This window comes from Rheinheimera salexigens (genome assembly GCF_001752395.1).
Taxonomy (GTDB): domain Bacteria; phylum Pseudomonadota; class Gammaproteobacteria; order Enterobacterales; family Alteromonadaceae; genus Alishewanella; species Alishewanella salexigens.
In genome coordinates, this window is record NZ_MKEK01000001.1 from 646348 (window position 1) to 669891 (window position 23544).

The 23544-nt window shown below is 44.2% G+C and carries 13 protein-coding genes; 9 read left to right on the plus strand and 4 right to left on the minus strand.

Annotated elements, in window-relative coordinates; translation table 11 throughout:
* The first annotated feature begins 94 nt into the window (after positions 1-94).
* Positions 95-511 (plus strand): GFA family protein, encoded by a 417-nt coding sequence (locus BI198_RS03200; protein ID WP_201243389.1) that lies wholly within the window; start codon positions 95-97, stop codon positions 509-511.
* Between the two features lie 57 nt (positions 512-568).
* Here BI198_RS03200 and BI198_RS03205 read toward each other — a convergent pair whose 3' ends face one another.
* Positions 569-1144: a DUF421 domain-containing protein gene (locus tag BI198_RS03205; RefSeq protein WP_074467405.1), complete on the minus strand. Its 576-nt coding sequence runs from the start codon at positions 1142-1144 to the stop codon at positions 569-571.
* A 359-nt stretch (positions 1145-1503) separates the two neighbouring features.
* Here BI198_RS03205 and BI198_RS03210 point away from each other — a divergent pair, with 359 nt between their 5' ends.
* Positions 1504-3201, plus strand: a complete 1698-nt coding sequence (locus BI198_RS03210) for an FAD/NAD(P)-binding protein (protein WP_070048254.1) — start codon at positions 1504-1506, stop codon at positions 3199-3201.
* A 431-nt stretch (positions 3202-3632) separates the two neighbouring features.
* Here the strand turns inward: BI198_RS03210 and BI198_RS03220 are convergent, their stop codons facing one another.
* Complete coding sequence (locus BI198_RS03220; RefSeq protein ID WP_070048256.1) at positions 3633-5003, minus strand: leucyl aminopeptidase family protein; 1371 nt, start codon at positions 5001-5003, stop codon at positions 3633-3635.
* A 257-nt stretch (positions 5004-5260) separates the two neighbouring features.
* On the opposite strand from BI198_RS03220, the gene BI198_RS03225 reads away from it, so the two are divergent.
* Positions 5261-6814 carry an esterase/lipase family protein gene (locus tag BI198_RS03225; RefSeq protein WP_070048257.1) on the plus strand — a complete coding sequence of 518 codons (1554 nt, stop codon included), beginning with the start codon at positions 5261-5263 and terminating at the stop codon, positions 6812-6814.
* Between the two features lie 119 nt (positions 6815-6933).
* On the opposite strand, the gene BI198_RS03230 is transcribed toward BI198_RS03225, so the two are convergent.
* Together BI198_RS03230 and BI198_RS03235 are read right to left on the minus strand one after the other, a co-directional pair.
* Positions 6934-7857: a M14 family metallopeptidase gene (locus tag BI198_RS03230; RefSeq protein ID WP_070048258.1), complete on the minus strand. Its 924-nt coding sequence runs from the start codon at positions 7855-7857 to the stop codon at positions 6934-6936.
* 109 nt (positions 7858-7966) lie between these two features.
* Positions 7967-8860, minus strand: coding sequence for a LysR family transcriptional regulator (locus BI198_RS03235; RefSeq protein WP_070048259.1), 894 nt, complete (start codon positions 8858-8860; stop codon positions 7967-7969).
* A gap of 155 nt (positions 8861-9015) precedes the next feature.
* Between BI198_RS03235 and BI198_RS03240 the strand changes: the two genes are divergently transcribed.
* The 6 genes from BI198_RS03240 (at position 9016) to recD (ending at position 23536) form a co-directional block, all read left to right on the plus strand.
* Positions 9016-11754: a TonB-dependent receptor gene (locus tag BI198_RS03240; RefSeq protein ID WP_070048260.1), complete on the plus strand. Its 2739-nt coding sequence runs from the start codon at positions 9016-9018 to the stop codon at positions 11752-11754.
* Positions 11755-11844: 90 nt separating this feature from the next.
* Positions 11845-12711 carry an N-formylglutamate amidohydrolase gene (locus BI198_RS03245; protein ID WP_070048261.1) on the plus strand — a complete coding sequence of 289 codons (867 nt, stop codon included), beginning with the start codon at positions 11845-11847 and terminating at the stop codon, positions 12709-12711.
* Between the two features lie 77 nt (positions 12712-12788).
* Positions 12789-14204, plus strand: a complete 1416-nt coding sequence (locus BI198_RS03250) for a YfcC family protein (RefSeq protein ID WP_070048262.1) — start codon at positions 12789-12791, stop codon at positions 14202-14204.
* Positions 14205-14378: 174 nt separating this feature from the next.
* The gene (gene recC / locus BI198_RS03255; RefSeq protein ID WP_070048263.1) at positions 14379-17825 is read left to right on the plus strand and encodes an exodeoxyribonuclease V subunit gamma; all 3447 of its coding nucleotides are present in this window, start codon (positions 14379-14381) and stop codon (positions 17823-17825) included.
* A complete protein-coding gene (recB, locus tag BI198_RS03260) occupies positions 17818-21612 on the plus strand; it encodes an exodeoxyribonuclease V subunit beta (RefSeq protein WP_070048264.1) in 3795 nt (1264 codons plus the stop codon). Before recC ends, recB begins: the two co-directional genes overlap by 8 nt.
* On the plus strand, positions 21602-23536 hold the full coding sequence (gene recD / locus BI198_RS03265) for an exodeoxyribonuclease V subunit alpha (RefSeq protein ID WP_083256542.1): 1935 nt from the start codon (positions 21602-21604) through the stop codon (positions 23534-23536). The genes recB and recD overlap by 11 nt, the downstream gene beginning before the upstream one ends.
* Positions 23537-23544: the final 8 nt, after the last annotated feature.

A 23544-nucleotide genomic window follows, 5' to 3' on the forward strand; every position in this document is an offset into this window, starting at 1 on the left:
AAGCAATTAAATAACGAAGTTGCACTCGCGATGGCTACTTATTGTTTATACATAAATAATGAAATCGAGCTAAGCACTAGTGTTGGAGACTATTATGTATCAAGGAAGTTGTTTGTGTGGCCGAGTAACGTTAACTGTGCAAGGTGGCATTAGCGATATTATCCATTGTCATTGTTCTAAATGCAGAAAAAGTAGTGGTACAGCGTATGCAACTAATGGCTTTGTAGCCACTAAAGAGTTAGTAATTAACACCGGCCAAGAGCTAATTAATAGTTATGAAACTGCACCGGGTAAAAAGCGTCACTTCTGTAAAGTATGTGCTGGACCGATCTATAGTAGCAACGCACAGGCAGCCGATAAATTACGTTTACGGCTGGGTATTTTAGATTCCGATATTGTTGAAAGACCCATGTCGCATAACTTTGTTTCTTCAAGTGCTAACTGGGATGACATAGCGGCAGACTTACCGCGGTATGATGGCCATGAGCCCAGCCGGTGTGCTAACAAATAAGCCCCTTTAATAAGGTAGTGGCTGATAGGGTGAAATCCTTATCAGTCTTATGCTTAATTATGACCGTAACTGAATTTTTTGAATGCCCTGTAGTATTTCTGCTGAACATAGCTCGGGATGTTTATTACCATTTTCATCATTATTTTTATCAGTATTTCTATTACTATGTAAAACCGATATATCTCCCGTCGTTTCTAGTACCACTGCGTGCACTTGTGAAAAATTCAACACATTAGCTTCACGTAACTTTGCTACAAGATCATCTTTTGCGACCCGTGTTTTTATTAATGCAGCTTCTAAAATAATGCCGTTTTGCATTAACAACACCGGTTTGTTTTGTACCAGACTCTCGAACGTAGCTGAATATTTACGTATTCGAGCAGTTATGTATTGCACTACAAATAACATTGCCATTGCTGTAAGGGTTTGGCTAAAGCCTATCCAGGTTGTTGACTGACTTGAGCTAGCTAACAGCGAGCCTATGGCTACTGTCATTACAAAATCGAAGTTAGTCATTTTCGAGAATGAGCGTAAGCCATTAATACGCACTAAAACGACGACCCAAAACATGGCAATAGTTGTTAAAACCATACCTCGAAGCAACATGTCAAAAATGGGATTAGTTGCAAACATAAATATTCTCCTTTTAACCGTTTATCAACGAGCCTATTTTAAAAAGCTTAGGTTACTAGCAAGTTTTACACCGTATAAATAGCAGTATTTTTTTAATTAGGCTTTGTAGATTAAGCACGTAAATTTGCATTCTCACCTAGTATTGGATTGTAAGCTTTACTTACGACCTAAGAAAAACTGACTGCATTAAGCAGTGTTCGGGTTAGCGTTATTGGCAGAAACGTATCCCACGATATTGCGAGGTTACTAACAGCGTAGTGATACTATGAAAATAAGTATCAATAATGCTAACTGTCGAAATTTCAAACTAGGCACAACAAATGCTTATTGCTAGCTAAGTTTATGCTTAGGGTGCTGATATGGTAGAAATGAAAATAGCGCTAGTCGGCGGTGGGCCAAGCGCATTATTTATGGTTAAGAAATTGATAGCGGCTGATTTAGGCCCTATTAGCATTGATGTTTTTGAAAGCGCAACAGCGCTTGGTAAGGGCATGCCTTATAGTCATAAAGGGGCGCTTAATGATCATATTAGCAACGTGTCGTCAGACGAACTGCCGCCTTTAGTTGATACTCTTGAATCGTGGCTAAAACAACAAGATCCAGCCATGCTTACGCCGTTTCATATTGATGGCAGTCAATTTCACGCTAAAGTGGTGGTGCCCAGACTATTGCTCGGTAGTTATTTAGAAGATCAATTTCATCAGCTTATAGCACAAGGACAGAGACTAGGTATTAGGTTTACAATACATTTAAATTCTACAGTCTGTGATATTGAGCAAAGCGCTACGTATTCTATTATTGTTAACTCCAATAGATATGACGGCTTTGATAAGGTGATTATCTGCACAGGTCACTTATGGCCGAAACAACAAGAAGCTGAGGTTGCCGGCTATTTCAACTCGCCGTATCCACCGCACAAGTTAAATAAAATATTTAACCATCCTGTTGCGCTTAAAGGCAGCTCTTTAACCGCAGTTGATGCCATTAGAACCCTTAGCAAAGCTAATGGACACTTTTTACTGCAAGATAAGCGTTTGATTTATCAGGTTGCGGCTAACTCAACAGATTTTAAAATAGTCATGTTTAGCTTAGATGGGTTATTACCTAGTGTGCGCTATCATGTTGACGATACGCTGCTGTCATCTGAACATATGTTAACTGATCAGCAGCTAGTAAGGCATAAACATGCTAATGCCGGTTTTGTGTCTTTAGATTTTTTGTTTGAGCAAAATTTCAAACAAATAATTAAGCATATAGATCCTAATTTCTACCAAACAATAGCGGGTAAAAACCTAGAGAGTTTTGCTAATTGGCTACTTGAATCAAGAAAAGCCTTTGAGCCTTTTAACTTACTGACAATCGAATATATTCAAGCAGAACAATCGATACAAACTAAACAGAGCATCCATTGGAAAAAGCTGTTTTCCCTTCTCAGCTTCAGTATTAATCATCCAGCTAAATATCTATCTGCTGAAGATATGTTAAGACTGCAACAGATATTACAGCCGCTAATCGCCATTATTATTGCCGACATACCGCAATCTTCAGCAGAGCAGTTACTCGCCCTCCATAACTGTGGCAAACTGGACATCATTGCCGTTGATACAACCAGTCAAATTAAGATTAAAAACGATCATGAATTTTACTATGTATTTAAAGACAGTAATCAATGTGAACAAGTACATGAATTTAAAACCTTTATAGACTGTACCGGGCAAAAGCCTTTTGCAATGAGTGAATTTCCTTTTAAATCATTGTTTATTAATAAGCAGACTCAAGCAGCGAGAGTTAAATTTAAACATCCTTATTATGCAGCAGCTTTAGTTCAGAGTGGTGCAAAAGATATATCGTTAGCCGTAGATGCTGACTATTATCTAAATTTACCCGGTTTTGCTATTAACGATGATTACCAGTTTGTATATGCCGATGGGTCGGTATGTAACAGCTGTTTTATGATGGCGGTACCGTTTATTAGTGGCTTTAATCCGGATTATTCAGGTTTTGACTTTTGCGATCAGGTGTCGTCAATTATTGTCGAAAAATTAAAGCAAAGTTGATAAATACTTCAACCTATCTAGGTGACTTAGCTTAAGCTAATTTTTCAGTTGAAATAGACTGTTACAGTTCAAATGCTGCAAATAAAGTACATTGTGTAATTATAGGTACTGGTTTATTAATAAGCGCTTGGTGATAAGACTATAAGCTTTAATTTGTTTGCTGGCGCGCTGCTAAAAAAGGGCTATAAAGTTGCAAAAAGTTATCGAATTTAAAAAGACTAACTTTTGGTCTAGTACGGTAGATATTAAGCTGCTCAATGAAAAAATTGCGTCGCTAAACCAAGATGGTTGGGTTGTGAAATCAATCACTTCTAACATGTCAGTATTTGGCAGTATGATTTCATATACATTATTATTAGAGTTAAATGAATAAAAAAAGTCCAAGCTGAAATAACAGCTTGGGCTTTATAATTACGGGTTTACGCGAGTAACTACTTATCAAAGCGTTGTTGTAAGTATTCAAACACGGCGCGAATACCAAAGGCTTCACCACCAACGGGCCGGCCAGGTAGGGCGCGGTTGTTCCAAGCCATAATATCGAAGTGACTCCAGCTGATATTGCTATCAACAAAAGCTTCTAAGTATAAAGCGGCAGTGATAGCGCCACCAAACGGTGTTTTGCCACAGTTGGCTAAGTCTGCAATATCGCTACCAGTTTGGTCGAAGTAAGGCTTATGCAACGGCATGCGCCACACCGGATCTTCAACTTTTAAACCCGCTGCGGTTATGTCGGCAGCTACTTTATCGTCATTGCTAAAAAAACCTGGTAATTCAGTACCTAACGCGACACGCATGGCGCCGGTTAAGGTGGCAAAGTCGATAATTAAGTCTGGCTTGTCATCACTAGCCTCGGCTAAGGCATCACATAATACTAAACGGCCTTCGGCGTCGGTGTTATCAATTTCAACGGTTAAGCCTTTGCGGGTAGTAATCACATCGCCGGGGCGAAAGGCGTTGGCCGATACGGCATTTTCAACCGCGGGTACTAATACCCGTAAGCGAACCGGTAAATTAGTGGCCATAATTTGGTGGGCTAAACCGATAACATGGGCTGCGCCGCCCATATCTTTTTTCATTAAGCGCATGCCAGCGCCGGGTTTAAGATCTAAACCGCCAGAATCAAAACAGACACCTTTACCTACCAGCGTCACTTTAGGCGCGTTTTCATCACCCCAAGTTAAATCGATAAGGCGCGGTAAATTCTCGCTGGCGCGACCGACCATATGGATGGTTGGATAATTCTGTTCCAGCAGTTCATCACCAATGATCTGAGTCACTTTAGCGCCAAACTCATCGGCTAACGCTTGCATGGTGTCGCCTAAATGTTGCGGCATCATATCGGCTGCAGGGGTATTCACTAAATCGCGTACAATAGTGACTGAGCGTACTAACTGCAAAGTGCTGGCGACTAATTCAGGGTTATCAATAACTAACTGTGGGTATTGCTTAGTGTTTTTCTTATAGCGGTCGAATTTGTAAGCGCCTAGCGCCCAACTAAAAGCCGCCACCTGACACTGGGCGTCGCTGGCCTTAAGTAAGTATTGATTGGCAGGTAATTGGTTAACGATATCGCCACAAACCCAATAAGCATCAGGAGTATCGCTAACATAAATCACTTGGCCAATTTGGCCGTCGTTATTAGGGATAACACTTAAGCCTTTGCCTGGGAAATGGGTGGCTTTAAGCCAATTCTGCTGAGCGGTAGGCTGTTGCTCGTGCCATTTTGTATAGTCTTGAGTGGCAATTATGGCAAGAGGTATACCGGTAGAGCCGGAAACGAGTAATGGAGTTTTTGCATTCATTAAAAAATCTTAGTTGAGATGAAAATTAACTAAGGTTAGCACGGCGCGAGCATAAGATGAATCTAGTGGCTTGAAAATCACTATGCTAAGTCATGGTGTGCTTTTAGGCAGTAAATGAATTCGTCTGCACAGAATTGGACTATAATTCTAACTCCACCAAAGCAGTTAACGGTGATCACAGTTATCAATGTGGCTTAACTACTTTAGTCGGTAAGTTTACAACAAAGCGTTGTGGCAAATCCGGCGGGGGATGTGTAATGACGACCAACACCACTAATACCAGCATGCAGGCACCTTACTATCCGATTATTTATGTGCGGGGTTTTGCCGCAACCATGTCAGAGATAGACGAAACAACCGCAGATCCTTACATGGGCTTTAATCGAGGCTCATCAGTACTGCGCCAAGATCATCAATGCAAACCGGTATCGTTTATCTTTGAATCCCCGCTGTTGCGACTGATTAAAGATCATCAATATGTAGATGCGTTTCAAAGCGGGGGTTATCTAGATAAGCCCGATGCAGCGCAAACACGTTCAATCTGGGTGTTTCGTTATTATGAGCGCGCATCCGATTTGCTCGGCAACGGCGAACGGGTTTGCATGGAACAGTTTGCGCTGGATTTACGCTGCTTTATTCTTCGTGTGCGTTCAGCCACTTGTGGTGATGATCCGGTTAAAAAGGCCGCTTTTAAAGTGCACTTAGTGGCGCATTCAATGGGCGGCTTAGTTTGTCGGTGTTATCTGCAAAACATTTGTCGTCACGGCGCACCTGCGGGCTTTGATAGCAATGGATTAGAGTTAGCTAAAAAAGGCCCTAGCCCGCATTTAGTGGATAAAATGTTTACCTATGGTACCCCGCATAATGGCATTGAGGTGATGGGATTTAACGTGCCAGACCTAGGACCACTTGATCGCTTTCAAATATCTAACTTTGACCGCGGTCGAATGCGTGAATATTTGAAAATAAGCAAAAAGTCGGTGGCAGTGAACTCGCTCGACGGTGCCTTTGAACCCGAAAACTGTTTCTGTTTTATCGGTTCAAACTATAAAGATTATAATGCGTTTTTTAACTTATCTAAGCAGGCAACGGGGCCAGCCAGCGATGGGCTGGTGATGATGGCTAACGCTTATGTTGAAGACGCGCCTCGTTCGGTAGCCTATCGTAGCCATTCTGGTACTTTTGGTTTAGTAAACTCGGAGTCAGGTTATCAAAACCTTAGGCGGTTTTTGTTCGGGTCAATACGAATAACCGCCAAGCTACAGGTTAAAAAAGTCGATCTGCCGCCAGGGGTGAAACAGCGATATGATAACGGCGACGAGGTTAGAGGCTCTTATTATTTTGATACCGTTACCGGTGTGCGGGCTGGGCCAAACTACGTTTTAAATGAACGACGGTATAATCATGCATCAGCGCTATTACGCACTTTTAACGAATTGATTAATGAACAAAAACCGGTCTATTTATTCACCGGTTATCTAACCAAAGACGCACGGCAAGCATCTGATCAAGCCTTAATGTTTATGATTGATTTCGGTGTACGTATTCCGCTATTCGAAATTAACCGCAAGTTCTGGTTTGATGAGCATTTTGAAGGCTTTATGTACCAAGAACATATCACTTTGGCCATACGGGATAAAACCATTCGCTACGGAGTTTCACTTCAAGACGGTATCGGAAATGCGCCTCACCCAGCAGAAATAACCGAAGAAAACGGCCTACGAAAAGTGTGTATACCTGTTGGCACAGATGTTAACGCCAAACCAGGCTTTCAGGGCCATATAGAACTAATAGTAGATGATTGGAATTAGCGAAAATCAGACTTGATGCGTAAACAGCTATACCCTAAGTCGACCCTTGGTGCCCCGGACGGGCAGCAAAGAGCCCCCAAGNAAGGGGGCACAGCGTGTCGGCGTGGGTATAGCTGTTATCAGCCAAGGCTTAACAAGTAATCTAACGCACCACAAACTGCGGCGACTTGAGCTTGAATACATTGCTCTGGCGTGGCGCTTGGGCTGTCTGGATACACTTCTGTGGTGCTCACTAACGGTGCGTTAGTTACGCTGCCACATAAGCCTAATGAGGCTTTAGCATAGTTAATTACGCCAGGCTGTTGAATGGGCTCGCCAATTAAGCGGCCGTTTTCGTCAGCTTCGGCAATATGGGTAACTTGAGCCACCGCATCAATAATGGCTTTTTGCAACGCTGGGCTTGGATGCTCGCTGTCGTCTACGGTGTAATAACCATCTGGAATATTCCAATTATGGTTTACTTTGCCATCTTGCGCCGCTTTGGCGGGGCGAAACTCACTGTTATCGCTGTCGGTGGTTTCATGCAAATCAATATGCAAAGCAAAGTCAGTGTCTAATGACTGCAAGTATTGCTTGGCCTCTAATGCTTCAATGGCTTTGCCGTCTTGACCAAAGCTACGATTAGGATCGATAGCGTCTGGGTTCCAACGGTTAATGGTTTCATAACCCCAAGGGCTAATGCAGGGAATAACCACGATATTAAAGTGCGGGCTATAATGGGACGCTTTGGTTTGTAAAAAACGCAGAGCACCATGCACACCACTGGTTTCGTAACCATGCACACCGCCGGTGACTAAAATAGTGGGTTTAAATGATTGCCAATCACGACTTTTAACCGCATACAGTGGATAAGTTTTACCGCATACCGCTTCATAATCTAGCTTGCCGTATTTAACCAAAGTAAATTGGTCGGCTAAGGCTTCAATTTCCGGTAATACTTCGCTGAAAAAACTACGTTTAATATCTTGCTCGGCTAACCATTGGGCTTTTTCTGGGGCGCCCCAAGGCTGGCCGACGGTACCAATATGATAAATTTTATCCATGTTAAATCCTATATTTCGGGCTGTTAATAGCAACCACTAATTGAATTACACTTTTAATTGCATTATGAAACCACTATAGCATTCTAGGCTTAGTGGCGGCTAATTAGCTTTACTGCTCTTCGGTATTAAAGAAGTTTAAACAATGCTGATAAAAGGCTTTCACTAAACGCGACATGGGTGCATGAGCCGAGTGAATAAAACCATATTCATGAGAAATGGTGTTAGTTAATGGAATTAAGCGCATATCCTTATCTACATACTGCTCAGCTAATATTTTGTTAATAATAGCAATGCCTTGCTGCCGTTTAACATAAGCGCACGCTGTGGCGATATTATGGGTTTCAATTTTCACCTGGGGTGTAATGCCTTCGCTTTGAAAGAATTGTTCTAAATTTTGTCGTGAAGGGCGACCTTTACCTAATAATACTAAAGGCTCACTGCATAATTGGGCTAGCTGAATACTTGTTTGCTGCGCTAAAGGATGCTGACTGGGTACGGCACACACTAAAGCGCTTTTTAAAATAGGGTAGCAAATTAAACCAGGATGCTGCTCAGGTAGCTGAGTAAAGCCACAGTCTATTGAACGTTGAGCGACTAATTCCCGTGCTTGTTGTGGGCTTTGGCTATCGATACTAATTGAAACCGCCGGATGTACCGCCATAAAGCTGGCGACGGCATCGGCTAAGGGCCCGGAGCTAAAACTGGCTGGCGCCACTATAGTCAGTGAGCCGGCATCAAATTTACGTAAGTTACGGGCTAGAGCTAAAAAGCGATCGGCGTTATTAAGTAATAATTCAATTTCTGCCCTTAAGCGCAACGCTTCGTCAGTAGGAATTAACCGGCTGTGTTCTCGATAAAATAAGGCATAGCCAACAGATTGCTCTAATGAAGCCAATAATCGGCTTATGCCGGGTTGGGTTAAGCCCATTTGTTTAGCAGCTGCCGTGGCCGAACCGGTTTGCATAATGGCGCGAAAACTCTGCAAACTTTTTAAATTGAGCATAAACCCTTCCTTTAACACGATATTTTCAATCAGCACATCTATAACGTTATGTTATGACTGTATGACCATTAATCATAATATTGCATGACTTGTTTTGCTTTGCTAGTTTTCTAAGCAATAAAACAACAATCTGTTACAGGCAACGGGGTAAAGCAATGAAACAACGATATAACTTATCTGCGATAATGTTAGCGATGATTGGTGCTAGTGCAGTAGTCGCCACACCAGCAATGGCACAGCAGCAAGAAGACAGCGCAACAGAAAGCAAAATTGAAGTGATTTCGGTTACTGGTTCTCGCATTACCCGTCGTGGTGAGACAGAAGGCAGCCCAATTCAAACCATTAATAAAGATGATATGGACGTTAAAGGCGCCGTGTCTATCGGTGAAGTATTACAAGAAATGCCTTCTGTTGGTGGCAGCTTAAATGATAATGGTAGTGCCGGTACTAGTCATGGTACGGCAAGCATTAACTTACGTAACTTGGGCGAAAACCGCTCGTTAGTATTGGTTAATGGTAACCGCTGGGTCAATGGCGCCGGTAGCCGTGGCTTTCGTGACTTTGTTGATTTAAATACTATTCCATATGCCATTATTAGTAACGTTGAAGTGTTACAAGATGGTGCTACTGCGATTTATGGCGCCGATGCCATAGCTGGCGTAGTGAATATTCAAACCGTAAAAGATTTTGCTGGCGCTAAGCTCAATGCCTATTACGGCCAAACCAGTAAAAGCGATCGTGAAACCGTCAATTTTGATGCCTTAATTGGCCATGATTTTGGCGAGCATAACTTAATGTTTGCCGCCAGCTTTGCTAAGCAAAAGCCTATTATGACCCAAGATCGGGCATTAACCGCAGTGCCGTTAAACGGTATTTCGTTAGGTACTGCTGAGGGCTTATTTACCGAAAAAAACCTGCAAGGGGTTATCGGTTTCCCTATCCCTAAAGAAGGCATTACGCGTGAGCCAAATAGTAATGGCGCTGACTTAGCCAGCTGGCGTCCAGCCACAAGCGAAGACAGATTTAACCGTTACCATGATAACTATGTCGTGGGCCCAAGTGAGCGCATGAGCTTATTTGCCCAAGGCGTATTTGTGCTACCCGACGCTGGTATATTCCAAGATACCCAAGTTCGGGTTGAGGCGCTGTATAACGAACGTACTTCAGATCAGCAATTTTCGGCGGTAATTCCAACCGTGCGCGGTAGCCGAGGCTTTGTTATCGCGAATGATCCAACAGTAAACCCTTTTGGCGTTGAGTTTTCGGGCAGCGACTTTGTGGCCAATAACTTTTTTACCGATAATGGCCTGCGTCGTAACGAGCAAAGCGTTAAAACTAGCCGTGTTGGTTTAGGTATTGAAGGTTATTTGCCGGGCGATTGGCGTTGGGATGCGTTTGCTTCTTGGGCGCAAAATAAGGGTGAATTTACTTCATATAATCAACTGCACTTAGACAAACTGGCTTTAGGCATGCGTGCTTGTGATGCCAGCGGTATTACCGCAGATGTTAGTGACTTACAGGCGGGTTGTGTGCCGGTAAACCTGTTTAACCCACTCACCGATGACATGGTTAATTATATTAACTTTACTGGCCATGATACTAACCAAACTGAGCAGTTGCATGGTCGGTTTAACTTAACCAATGCTATTTTTGAATTACCAGCCGGTGACGTACTAATGGCAGCCGGTGCTGAGTATCGTAAAGAGAAGGGCACTGATACGCCAGATGACATTATTAACTCTGACCCACGGGTAAACAGCTATCGCGCTACGTCTTCTTCACCACGTACCGGTACTGTTGGCGAGTATGATTTATACGAAGCCTATGCTGAATTTAATGTGCCGTTGTTAGCTGACGTTACCTTAGCTAAATATTTAGAATTAAACTTGGCCACGCGATTCTCTGACTACAGCACCTTTGGTAACACTACCAATAGTAAAGTCGGTTTAATTTATCGTCCAGTAACTGACTTAATGCTGCGTGCGACGTGGGCTGAAGGCTTCCGTGCGCCATCGTTATTAGAGCTGTATGAAGGTGAGCGCGAGTCGTTCTCAGCGGTTAATGATCCTTGTTCTGCCAATAGTGCTTTACCAGGTTGTGCCGGTGTACCCGCTGCATATGTGCAAAATGAATCCAACGTGCCTATTACCGTTGGCGGTAATTTACAGTTAACCCCAGAAACCTCTATTAACCGCTCAGTAGGTTTTGTCTATACGCCGGAACAGCTGGCTAATTTTAGTGTAACAGCTGATTGGTACAACATTAAAATTGATAACACTATCAGTACCTTTGGTACCCAGAATCTGATTGATTTATGTGCCTTTACCGGTAGAAACTGTAACGTGATTCGCCGTGCAGCTAACGGTGAAATCCTCAATGTAAATGATGGCCCGGTTAACTTAAACGGTACAGAAGTGTCAGGTGTTGATGCGGTAGTGCGCTATAAAATTGATACTGATTATGGTCGTTGGAATTTCAGCACCAGTGTTAGCAAGTTAACCAAGTTATTAGAAGTGTCTACATTAGCCGATGGTAGCACCGTATCGTTAGATAAAGCCGGTACTGCGGGCTCACGTGAGTCATATCCAGAATGGCGCGGTGGCGTAACAGCACAATGGCAACATGATGCTTGGTCAGCGGCTTATAACTTACGTTATATCGGCGACAGTACTGAAACCTATGCTAATTCGCCACGCCATATCGGCTCGGTGACTTATCACGGTGTGTCTGGTGGCTATAAATTTGAGCAAGGCTTATCGTTACGGGTTGGCGTAAATAACCTGTTTGATAAACAGCCTCCAGTGTCGTTAGTAAACCTGAACATTAACTTTGATCAGCAAACTTATAATGCTGTAGGTCGCTTTGTTTATATGCAGCTTAGCTACCAGTATTAATGGGCCCTATTTACTAGACACTAGTTACTTCTGGCTATGGCGACAATGATGTTGCCATAGCCTTAGACTCTTATTTATGAAGCCTGACTTATGAAGACTGAAAATAGCGAAAGCTATGTATTACACTTACCACAGCAGCATGTGCAGCCGTTAGTTTTCGACTCACCACATAGCGGTATGGTATTGCCAGCAGACTTTGCACCGCTGGCTAGCGTTAGCCAAATGAAAACCGGTTGGGACGCTTTTGTTGATGAGCTATGGCAACCGAGCACCGAGCAAGGTGCAGCGGTATTAGCGGCAACCGTATCGCGGATGTATATAGATTTAAACCGGGCACCGGATGATATTCCGCATATTATGTTAGAGGGTGCTTGGCCAACGGCGCTGAATCCGACGGCCTATAGTGAGCGCGGTATGGGATTATTACGCCAATGGGCGCTACCTGGCCAAGCCATGTATGCCAAGCCTTTAGCGGTAAAGGATGTGCAGCAGCGTTTGGCGCGTTATTATCAGCCGTATCATCAGCGATTAAAGCAATTATTAGATCAGCGTCACCAAGAATTTGGTGCAGTGTGGCATGTTGATTGCCATTCGATGAAATCTAAAGGCAATGCCATGAACATAGATGCTGGCACCGCCCGAGCAGATTTTGTTATTGGCAACCGTGATGGCGAGTCAGCCAGTGCCGGCTTTACTAACGTTATCGTCGAAAGCTTACAAGCCATGGGTTATCAGGTTAGTTTAAATCAGCCGTATAAAGGCGGCTATTTAACCCAGTGTTATGCTAATCCTACCCAGCGTCGGCATAGCATTCAAATTGAAATAAATCGCCATTTATATATGGACGAATCCGGTTTTAGTAAGCACCTAGGTTTTGTCGAATTACAGCGTAACTTACAGTTGTTAACCACAAATATGTTGGCATATATTGAAGCTGATTTATGTTCGGTTTTTTAATTAAGGGTAGCTCCTTAAATATTCGTTTATCAACATTAAATAAATCAGCATTAACTAAAAAAAGCTAAGGAATTATTATGTCGCAGCCCAAGGTTGATACCAGTTCGCCGGTTCTTGCTAAACCTAAAGCGCGTAACCCAATAGTGGTATTACTGTTTATTTTAGTTATCGCCGCAGTACTAACCTATGTATTTGATTCAGGCAGTTATCAGCGTGAAAACGGCTTAGTGGTAGCAAACAGTTATCAAACCATTGAAAAAGATCGCTCTGTTAGCCACATATTTGGCAGTGTTAAACAAGCACCTGTAGGCGAGGCGCGGCCGGTGGGAGCGGTTGATGTATTAATGGCCATACCACAGGGCTTGCAGCGAGGCGCTGGCTTAATTTTTATGGTGCTGGTGATTGGCGGCATGTTTGGTATTCTTAATGCTTCAGGTGCGGTTGATGCTGGGCTAGAGCGCTTACTGAATATGGTGCAGGGCAATGTGTATGGTCTAGTGATATTTTTAATGACCATTTTCGCTTTAGGTAGCACCTTTTTAGGCTTAGCCTCAGAGTACTTACTCATTATCCCGTTAATGGTTGAGCTAGTACGCCGCTTAGGCATGCAGCCCATTATCGGCTTAGCCATCGTAACTGTTGCGGTTAAAGTCGGCTATTTATCGTCTATTACTAACCCTTTGCCGTTAACCATAGCCCAGCCATTATTAGGCTTGCCGGTATTTAGTGGTGCTGGCATGCGCGCACTATTCTTTGTTTGTTTCTTGGTGGTCGGTATTGGCTTTATGCTGTTGGTGATTAAAAAAGTTGGCTTTGCCGATCAACCTAAGCATGAAGTCTGTAATAAACGCTTAAGCACGCGTCATTTGTTATTGCTTTTAACTTTACTGGCAGGGGTAGGCGGCTTAGTTTATGCCTCGACCACTTGGCAATGGCATAACCAGCAATTAACCGCGTATTACTTGGGCTTAAGTATTATTCTGACCATTATTAGTGGTATGGGCGCGAGCGCAGCTGCCGATGCTTTTGTTAGTGGCATGAAAAAAATCTTGCTCGCCAGTATTTTAATCGGCGTCGCTATGGCCATCGCTATTACCTTAGAAAACGGCAAAGTATTAGACAGTGTGGTGCATGGCCTAGTTAACTTAGTCGGTGAAGATAATGCTTATGTTGCTGTTGTCGGCATGTTTGGTTCGCAACTGCTATTGGATGTGATGATCCCTTCTACTTCAGGCCAGGCAGCGGTAAGCATGCCGATTTTAGGCCCTATGGGCCAATTAGCCGGTGTCTCAGGGCAAAGTACAGTGCTAGCATTTTTGTTTGGTAATGGTATTACCAATATGATCACGCCAACCTCAGGTACGTTATTAGCTTACTTAGCCACAGCACAAGTAGGCTGGACGCAATGGGCCCGTTTTATCGCGCCACTAGTGGCTATCTTTGCGGTGATGGCCGGCTTAATGTTGATGTTTGCTGTTTACGTTGGTTTTTAAAGCTGCTGCTTAAGTTGCTGTTTAAGTAGAATTAAAACCCGCTGTTTAAACAAAATTAAAGACCTACTGCTTAGTAGGTCTTTTTTTTGCTGGTTTTATTTGCCGCTGTGATACGTTCTCAAAATACAGTGGCTGTGCTAACCTGCTAGTATCCTGTTTTAGTAGAGATTTAGCATGCTGCAGCCTGGTTTTGTGGTGATCCATAGTAATCAATTAGAAACGCTACGTGAGTTACTGGTGCAATGGTTAAGCTCTCATCCAGTATCGGTACTGGGTACTGAAGAAATATTGGTGCAAAGTAATGGTATCGCCCAGTGGCTAAAAATGGCGTTGGCCGAAACAGCCAATGGCCATCCTGGTATCGCAGCGGGTTTGCAGGTTGAATTACCCAATCAGTTTGTTTGGCAGTTATATCGCGCCGTATTGGGTGAAGCTATTCCAAAAAGCTTACCCTATGACAAAAACAACTTAAGTTGGCGCATTTTAGGCTTGTTAACACAATTAACCGAACCCGTGTTTGAGCCGTTAAACCGTTATTTACAGCAAGACATTGATGGCAGAAAAAGCTATCAGTTAGCTTTACGTTTAGCTGATTTATTTGACCAATATCAAGTGTATCGTGCCGATTGGCTACAGCAATGGCGCAGTGGCGAAGATATTTTAAGCCGCGTCCCATTAAAAGCAGTGCCCGAAGATCAACTATGGCAACCCGCTTTATGGCGTTTATTACAGCAAGATATTGCCAGAACGGCCGGCGACTTAGCGTATTCAAGCCGAGCCGATGTGCATAATAAAGCCTTAGCTGCGTTACAGCAGGGGCAGTTAGCTCGACCCGATTTATTACCCGAGCGCATCGTGGTATTTGGCGTGTCATCATTAGCCCAACAATCCTTAGAATTGCTAGCAGCGCTAGGCTCACAACGCCAAGTATTATTAACCGTGCTTAATCCGTGTCGGCATTTTTGGGGTGATATTAGTAGCATTAAAGATGATATGCGCGGCTTACAAAAACGCCATCAGCGTAAACCGGGTCTGCCTGAAGTGCTGGATGCCGATGAGCTGTATTTACATGCACCAATATTGCTAGCTAGTTTAGGTAAACAAGGCCGAGATTATATTAGTTTATTGGATCAATTTGATCAGCCCGAGCGTTATCAGCATTGGTTTAACGACCGTATCGACTTATTCTCCGAGCCCGTAGCAGATGTGGCTACTTTGCCGTTATTACAACAATTACAGCAAGATATGCTAGAGCTTAATGCGACGCCAGTAACACCGCGATTATTAAGCGCAGAAGATACCAGTATAAGCTTTCATGTCGCCCATAGCCGCCAGCGCGAAGTAGAAATACTACAAGATAACTTACTCAGCCAATTCGCCAGTGATAGCAGCTTATTACCGCGCGATATTATTATTATGACGCCGGATATCAGCCTGTATCAAAGCCATATTCACGCCGTGTTTGGCCGCTTAAATCGCGATGATAAACGCTTTTTACCTTACACCTTAGCCGATCAAAGCTTACGCGGTAGCCAGCCATTAATGGTGGCTTTGGAATATATTCTGCAGTTACCAGAGCAGCGTTTTACCTTAACTGAAATTAGCGACTTACTGGATGTACCGGCTATTCAGCGCCGCTTTGGTATTAATGCTGAGGCCTTACCGCAAATACGCTTATGGTTAAATGAAGCCGGTGTACGCTGGGGACTAGATGGCGAGCAGCGCGCCAGTTTAGGCTTAGATCAACTGGCGGATAACTATAGTTGGATGTTTGGTATTGAAAGGATGTTGCTAGGCTTTGCATTAGGTGATGTTGAGCAATGGCAAGGCCGCGCCCCTTATGCCGATGTAGCCGGTTTAGCCGCCGCCGAACTTGGGCCATTATTGCAATTTATTCAGCAGCTCAAGCATTGGCATCAAGTACTGGCCGAAAAGTCAGATCGCAGCTTAGCGCAATGGCAGCAAGTGCTGTTTGCCGATCCGGGATTATTAAGTAATGTATTTGATTTTACTACCGACCAAGATCAACTCATTTATGGTCGATTAGCCGATGCCATGCAGCAGTTAGTCGATGCCGGTATTAGCGGCGATTTTAGCGGCGACATAAGCCTTGCAGTACTTCGTGAAGCTTGGTTAGAGCAAGCGAGTGAATCAGGGTTAAGCCAGCGCTTTTTAGCCGGTAGCTTAACCTTTTCTACCCTAATGCCCATGCGGGCCATTCCGTTTAAACGCGTGTATTTACTGGGTTTAAATGACGGTGAATATCCGCGTACTCGACAAACTGACGATTTCGACTTAATGGCCAATGATTATCGACCTGGCGATCGCTCGCGGCGTGATGACGATCGATTTTTATTTTTAGAGGCTATTCTAAGCGCACGCCAAGCCTTGTATTTAAGCTGGGTAGGTAAGCATATTCGCAATAATAGCGAGCTACCGCCAAGCGTGCTTATTAGTCAGTTGGGTGATGTATTAAATAGCGGCTGGCAGCAAATCTCAGATCAAGAACATTCAGAACAGCCCGTCATGGCAGCATTAACCAAGCACTATCCGTTGCAGCCTTTTTCACCGCGCTATTTTAATAACGAATATCATACCTATGCCTATGAATGGCAAGCGGCGCATCAGGCCGAGCAACAAACAGATGAAAGCAGCGCCACTGCAAATTATGATGATGCGTTACCGGTATTAAGCGTACGGCTATTAGATGATTTCTTGGCGAATCCGTGTCGGCATTATTTAAACCAGCGCTTTAAAACTCGCTTTTATGGCTCGGCGCTAATTAATAATGACGATGAGCCTTTTGTATTAGACAGATTACAGCTGTATCAATTAAAGCAGCAGTTGCTACAACAGTTATTGCATCAGCCCGATTTAGATTTAACGGCTGCAGTAGCGCAGTTAGCACGGCAAGCCAAGCTACCACTAGCGTTATTTGGCCAAGATACCGCCGAGGAATTACAACGCGAGGCCGAAGTGGTGTTTAATCGCTATCGTGCTGATGGCGTGCAGTGGCAAAAAGCAGAGCAACCCTTAGCTATTTCGCTACAGTTAGCCGGTATTGAGCTTAACGATACTTTGACTCAGCTGTATCAAGCAGGGCTGACTCAAGCAGGGTTAACACAGGAAAACCTTTCAGCGGATCAACAAGCACTTATTTTACTTAGACCAACAGCCATTCTGGATAAAAAACAAGTCCGCTGGCATACCTTGCGCAGTAGTTGGTTGCAGCAATTAGTGGCCAATGCGCAAGGTGCAACCGTTAGCACCTTACAATATGGTTTAGATGCCAAAGTGCAATTAGTGGCGCAACAGCAAGATGTAGCCTTGGCGCAGTTACAGCAACTGGTTCAGCATTGGCAGCAAGGAATTCAACAACCGTTACCGGTGATGCCAAAAACCGCGATATGTTGGTTGCAAACCCAAGACGCTGAAAAATGCCGGCAAATTTATGAAGGCGGCTATATGATGGGCGGTGAGCGTGATTACAGCCCAGAATTACAACGTTATTATCCTGATTTTGCTAGCCTGCAACAGGCAGGCTTTAGTGAATGGGCCGAGAATTTATATCAGCCATTATTAAATACAAAATTAGCTGAGCAGGAGTCTGACGTTGAATAATTCAGTTACAGCGTTAAATCCGCTAACCTTTGCCTTGCATGGCACGCGATTAATTGAAGCCAGTGCTGGTACCGGAAAAACCTATACCTTAGCTGCGTTATATTTACGCTTAGTGCTAGGTCATGGCCGCTTGCAGGCTGAACAAGAGTTAGGGCACGATCAAGAGCCTACGGCCTTTGGTCGCTCGTTATTACCGCCAGAAATACTGGTAGTAACTTTTACTAAAGCCGCCACAGCTGAGTTGCGGGATCGTATTCGTTCGCGCTTAGTGGAAGCCTCGCTTGCGTTTAAGCAGCATCAAAGCTCAGATAGCTTTATTAATGCTTTATTAGCTGAATATCCATCAGAATTACACTTTCGCTGCGCTGGGGTATTAGAGCGTGCGGCACAATGGATGGATGAAGCGGCAGTCTTTACTATTCACGGTTGGTGTCAGCGCATGCTAAGCGAGCATGCTTTTGATTCCGGCGCAGCTTTTGGTGAGAGCTTAACTAATGATAATCAGCAGCTATTGCATACCTTGGCCTGTGATTATTGGCGTTGTTTTTTATACCCACTACAAGATGCCAATTTACTGCATGCGCTGGGTAATATTAGTAAATCGCCTGAAAGTTTATTAGCGGATATCCGGCCTTGGTTACAAGCTGATGCCGACAACCTGCATTTTGCGGTGAGTGGCAACGATTTACCCAAAGCACTTAGCCCGACTGAAGCGGCCGAGCCGTTAGCGGCTTGGGCCGACGCTATGGATGCCCAGTGTTTATTGTTGCAACAAAGCATAGACAACGAAGCTTTAGCACAACTAGATGATGCTTTTGCAAATAGTTGGCTTAATGGCAATAAATTTCGCAGCAAAAGCTGGCAAGAACAAGAACGACCTTGGTGGCAGTTAATTATCGCTGAACCTAGTCAGTTAAATTGGCGCCAAACAGACTTTGCGGCTTACATAAAAAAATTTAGCCAAGAAAATTTAACCGCCAGCACCAAGAAAAAACAACCGCAGCCTCAGCATGGCATATTTAGCTTGTTTGATCAGGCGGTGATGTTATTAGCCGAAAGACCAGAAATTAGTATCAATGTGCGCCATCATGCTGCGCTATGGCTATCTGCTGAATTTAGTCTGCGCAAAAAACAACGCGCCGAGCGCGATTTTAATGATTTGTTAGTCGACTTACATCAGGCTTTATATGCGCCCGGTGGTGAAGTGCTAGCAGAGCGAATTCGCCAGCAATATCCCATTGCGATGGTAGATGAGTTTCAAGATACCGATCCGATACAATTTGCGATTTTCCGAGCTATTTATCCTGAAGTCGAGAGTCGAGACACGGCGTTAATTTTGGTTGGCGATCCTAAGCAGGCTATCTATAGTTTTCGCGGGGCCGATTTACATACCTACTTGCAAGCACGGCGCTTAACCGAGCAACGACATTATAATTTAAGTACTAACTATCGCTCGACTGTGCCGTTAGTCGAGGCGGTTAATGCGCTATTTAGTCGCGCCGAGCAAACGCGCGAAGGCGCCTTTGGCTTTGGTGCTAGTTCTAGTGAACAGACAGATCAGAGCACTGCTACACCGTTGCCGTTTTTACCAGTAAAAGCGCAGGGTAAAGCCGAACATTTTAGTCTGGCGCAGCACAAGGTCGACGCAGTTAATTATTGGCTAGCCGATACGCCAACGGCGGAGTTAAAGAAAGGCGCCTATCAGCAACTAATGGCAGAAGCTTGTGCCGACCAAATTGCCTTAATTTTACAGCAAGCTCAACAAGGTAAAGCCGGTTTTACTGACGTTACAGACGTAGTTACAGAAGCAGCTCAGCTTACGCCAGTGCAGCCGTCGGATATTGCCATTTTAGTTCGAGATCGCAACGAAGCCGCGTTAGTTAGGCAGCAGCTAAGTAAACGGCAAATTCGCTCGGTTTATTTATCGGATAACCAGTCTATTTTTGCCAGCGCAGAAGCCACGGCATTACTATATTGGCTACGTGCCTGTCATGACATAGAAGATGAAAATGCTTTACGGGCCGCATTAGCCTTACCCTTGTCTTGTCAAAGCGATGCCAAATTACAGCACTATTTTAATAATGAACCGGCATGGGAAGCGTTAACCGAGCAAGTGCGCGAATTTAAACTGCTCTGGCGCTATAAAGGCGTGCTGGCGTTAGTACAAGCCTGGTTACATTATTTTAGCTTACCCAGTTTATGGCTCAGCCAAGAGCAGGGCGAGCGTACCCTAACCAACGTGCTGCATTTAGCCGAACTATTACAACATGAAAGTCAGCAGCGTGAAGGTGAAACCGGGTTAATTCGCTGGTTAGCTGAGCAAATTGAACAGCCCGATAGTGCCGAAGAGCAACAACTGCGCTTAGAGAGCGAACAGCAATTGGTGCAAGTAGTTACTATCCACAAAAGTAAGGGCTTACAATATCCGTTAGTGTTTTTACCCTTTATTTGTGGCTTTAAATCAGCCAACGCTAAAAAGCCACAGCGCTATTATGATGGCACTAGAATGGTGTTAGATTTAACCCCAGACGAAGCCGCAATTGAAAAGGCTGAGCACGAGCGTTTGCTTGAGGATATTCGGCTATTATATGTCGCGCTAACTCGGCCGGTTTATGCTTGTTGGTTAGGCTTAGCGGCTTATAGCGAAGGGCGTGGTAGTAGCAGTAAAATTGCCGCCAGTGCGATTGGCTATTTATTACAATTAACCGCCGATGTTGACCAACATACGTTAGCCGCGGCTTTAGCCGATTTACCTTGGCAACAGCAAGCAATATTGGATACGCAACCGGCATTAGCACCCCCTGCGGTAACTGAGATACACCCCGCACTGCGCTTAAGCTCAGCCGTTAATCGCCAGCGCTGGTGGATTGCTAGCTATTCGGCACTGCGTAAAGCCAATAGTATTAACACTAGTAATACTGAGCTACAAAGCTTAGCGCTAACGAATGATTTAGCCGCCGATACGGCGCTAGATTCACTGCGCCAAGAAGAAGCTTACGAGCCAATGGTAACAAGTGAGCAGCAGCTCTCTATCCATGATTTCCCTCGCGGGGCGGTAGCCGGTACTTTTTTGCATCAGTTATTTGAGCAAGCTCAGCAGCATGGCTTTGCTCATTGCAATGCCGAAGTGATAGCCGATATTTTACAGCAAAATTTGCCAAGGCATAATTGGCAATCTTGGCAACCGGTATTGCAGCCATGGTTTGAAGAAATGCTGCAAGTACCGATCACTGCTTTAGCGTTAAGTTTGTCACAGCTGCAACAACAACGCGCTGAGCTAGAGTTTTGGGTAGAAACAAAACAAGTTGACGTACTAAAGCTAGACCGAATTATAAGCCAAGCTATTTTACCTCAGCTACCAAGACCTGCATTATTAGCCGATACGTTAAACGGCATGCTTAAAGGCTTTATCGATTTAACCTTACAAGACAGCCAAGGCCGTTATTGGGTATTAGATTATAAATCTAACTGGTTGGGGCTTAACGATGCCGCCTATAGCGAAGAAGCTATGCAGCAGATGTTTTTACAGCATCGATATGATGTGCAAGCGGCATTATATCTTTTAGCGTTGCATCGGTTATTAAAGCAACGTCAACCGGGTTATTTAGCGGCACCAGAGCAATATATAGGCGGCGCCTTATATTGGTTTATGCGCGCTCCAGCAGATGGCCAGTTGGATATTATGGCCACGCAACATTTATTAACCCAGCTGGATGCGCTTTTTTCTAATGATGCGCAGCTTGCTAATGAGGCGATGCTTACTAATGAGGTGCCCAATGCAAACTGATTTATTTGCTGCGTCAGAGCCAGAACCTGAGGCTAAACTAAAAACAGCAACGGCTAGCTTAAAAGATCTGGCCGCTATGCAGCAGTTATTACAGCGCTGGGTTGATAGACGTTGGTTACGCGCATTAGATGCGCAGTTACCACTAACTTTAAATCAAGTGGTGGCCGAGCCTAACCCATTAGTTTGGCTGCTTTGTGCTTTGTTATGTCATCAATATGGCCGAGGTCATAGCTGTATTTTATTGCAAGATTTAATTAAAAACCCAGATAGCTTGCTCAGCCTACCGCCACAAAATCAATACTCACAATTTTTTGCCGATAGGCCATCGCATATTTTAGCCGGAATCAGCTTAGCCGATATTGAACAAGCATTAGCCAGCAGCGAGTGGCTGAAACAGAACGAAATAGCGCCTTTAGTGTTGGCAGAAAAAAGACTGTATTTACATCGGCTATTTCAAGCTGAGCAAATTGTTAAGCAGCAAATTAGTCAGCGGGTGCAGCAACAAATAAACCTAACCGATAAGGTTAAGCAGAATATTAGCCAGCTGTTTACGGCAGATGAGCAAAAAGAAACCGACTGGCAAAAGTTGGCTTGTGTTATGGCGCTACAACGCCATTTTGCCATTATTACCGGTGGCCCTGGGACCGGCAAAACTACTACGGTCGTTAAATTACTGGCTTTATTGCTACAAAGTACAGCAAGCAAAATAACCATTAAGCTTGCTGCGCCCACCGGTAAGGCTGCGGTGCGCTTAACCGAGTCCATCAGTGGGGCTATTGCTAACTTGCCTACAGATTTTCAAGCTGCGATACCAACAGAAGTGGTAACTTTGCACCGCTTATTAGGCGCGATGCCAAATAGACGCCAATTTAAACATAATGCCGAGCAGCCATTAGCATTAGATGTATTAGTGGTTGATGAAGCATCGATGGTCGATTTAGAAATGATGGCAGCCTTGCTGCAAGCGTTACCTAGCCATGCCCGATTAATACTGCTGGGTGATAAAGACCAATTAGCATCGGTTGAAGCCGGCTCAGTATTAGGTGACTTATGTCGCGGTGCCGAAAAAGGCCAGTATTTACCACAAACACTGGCGTTGTTAGCACCCTTTACCGCCAGTGATTTAAGCCCCTGGCAAGGTGCGGGGACAGAGCTTAACCAAGCGACGGTGATGCTAAGAAAGTCGCATCGCTTTGATGCTAAATCGGGTATCGGTCAGTTAGCTTTTGCCGTTAATCGCGGAGATAGCAGCGCGATTAATTTGTTTAACCAATTTGATGATATTAATTTATTAGCCGGTAATCAGATTAAAGCCCTGCAGCCAGTAGTTGTTGCAGGTTATCGCCATTATTTACAGCTAGTACAACGCCAAGCTGACTACGGCGATAGCGAGCAATGGGCTGGAGCAGTATTAGCCGCTTATACTCAGTTTCAATTATTGTGCGCGTTACGCAGCGGTGACTGGGGTATTGAAGGGCTGAATGAGCAAATTAGCCGTTGGTTAATGGCCGAAGGCTTATTAGATTGCAGCCAGCAATGGTACAACGGCCGGCCGATTATGATGCAGCGTAATAATTACAGCTTAGGCTTAATGAATGGCGACATTGGCATTACCTTGTTTGATGCCAGTACTGGCAAGTTGCGAGTGGTATTTCAATTAGCCGATAGCAGTTTAAAGTGGGTGTTGCCGAGTCGGTTAAGTGATATTGCCACGGTATTTGCTATGACAGTACATAAATCGCAAGGCTCTGAATTTAGCCATTGTTGTTTAGTCTTACCACCCGATAATAGCCCGATATTAAGCCGAGAATTACTCTATACCGGTATTACTCGGGCGAAAAAGCAATTCACCTTGTTATGTGGCAATAGTGAGATACTGGCACAAACAATTAGTAAGCGGGTTAGCCGAAGTAGTGGTTTGTAGCGGGAATA

What these genes read in the sequence shown, in the direction of transcription:
- BI198_RS03220 (WP_070048256.1), bottom strand. Translation starts at nt 5,003, where the DNA reads ATGAATGCAAAAACTCCATTACTCGTTTCCGGCTCTACCGGTATACCT.
- BI198_RS03200 (WP_201243389.1), top strand. Translation starts at nt 95, where the DNA reads ATGTATCAAGGAAGTTGTTTGTGTGGCCGAGTAACGTTAACTGTGCAA.
- BI198_RS03230 (WP_070048258.1), bottom strand. Translation starts at nt 7,857, where the DNA reads ATGGATAAAATTTATCATATTGGTACCGTCGGCCAGCCTTGGGGCGCC.
- BI198_RS03225 (WP_070048257.1), top strand. Translation starts at nt 5,261, where the DNA reads ATGACGACCAACACCACTAATACCAGCATGCAGGCACCTTACTATCCG.
- BI198_RS03235 (WP_070048259.1), bottom strand. Translation starts at nt 8,860, where the DNA reads ATGCTCAATTTAAAAAGTTTGCAGAGTTTTCGCGCCATTATGCAAACC.
- recD (WP_083256542.1), top strand. Translation starts at nt 21,602, where the DNA reads ATGCAAACTGATTTATTTGCTGCGTCAGAGCCAGAACCTGAGGCTAAA.
- BI198_RS03250 (WP_070048262.1), top strand. Translation starts at nt 12,789, where the DNA reads ATGTCGCAGCCCAAGGTTGATACCAGTTCGCCGGTTCTTGCTAAACCT.
- BI198_RS03245 (WP_070048261.1), top strand. Translation starts at nt 11,845, where the DNA reads ATGAAGACTGAAAATAGCGAAAGCTATGTATTACACTTACCACAGCAG.
- BI198_RS03205 (WP_074467405.1), bottom strand. Translation starts at nt 1,144, where the DNA reads ATGTTTGCAACTAATCCCATTTTTGACATGTTGCTTCGAGGTATGGTT.
- BI198_RS03210 (WP_070048254.1), top strand. Translation starts at nt 1,504, where the DNA reads ATGGTAGAAATGAAAATAGCGCTAGTCGGCGGTGGGCCAAGCGCATTA.
- recC (WP_070048263.1), top strand. Translation starts at nt 14,379, where the DNA reads ATGCTGCAGCCTGGTTTTGTGGTGATCCATAGTAATCAATTAGAAACG.
- BI198_RS03240 (WP_070048260.1), top strand. Translation starts at nt 9,016, where the DNA reads ATGAAACAACGATATAACTTATCTGCGATAATGTTAGCGATGATTGGT.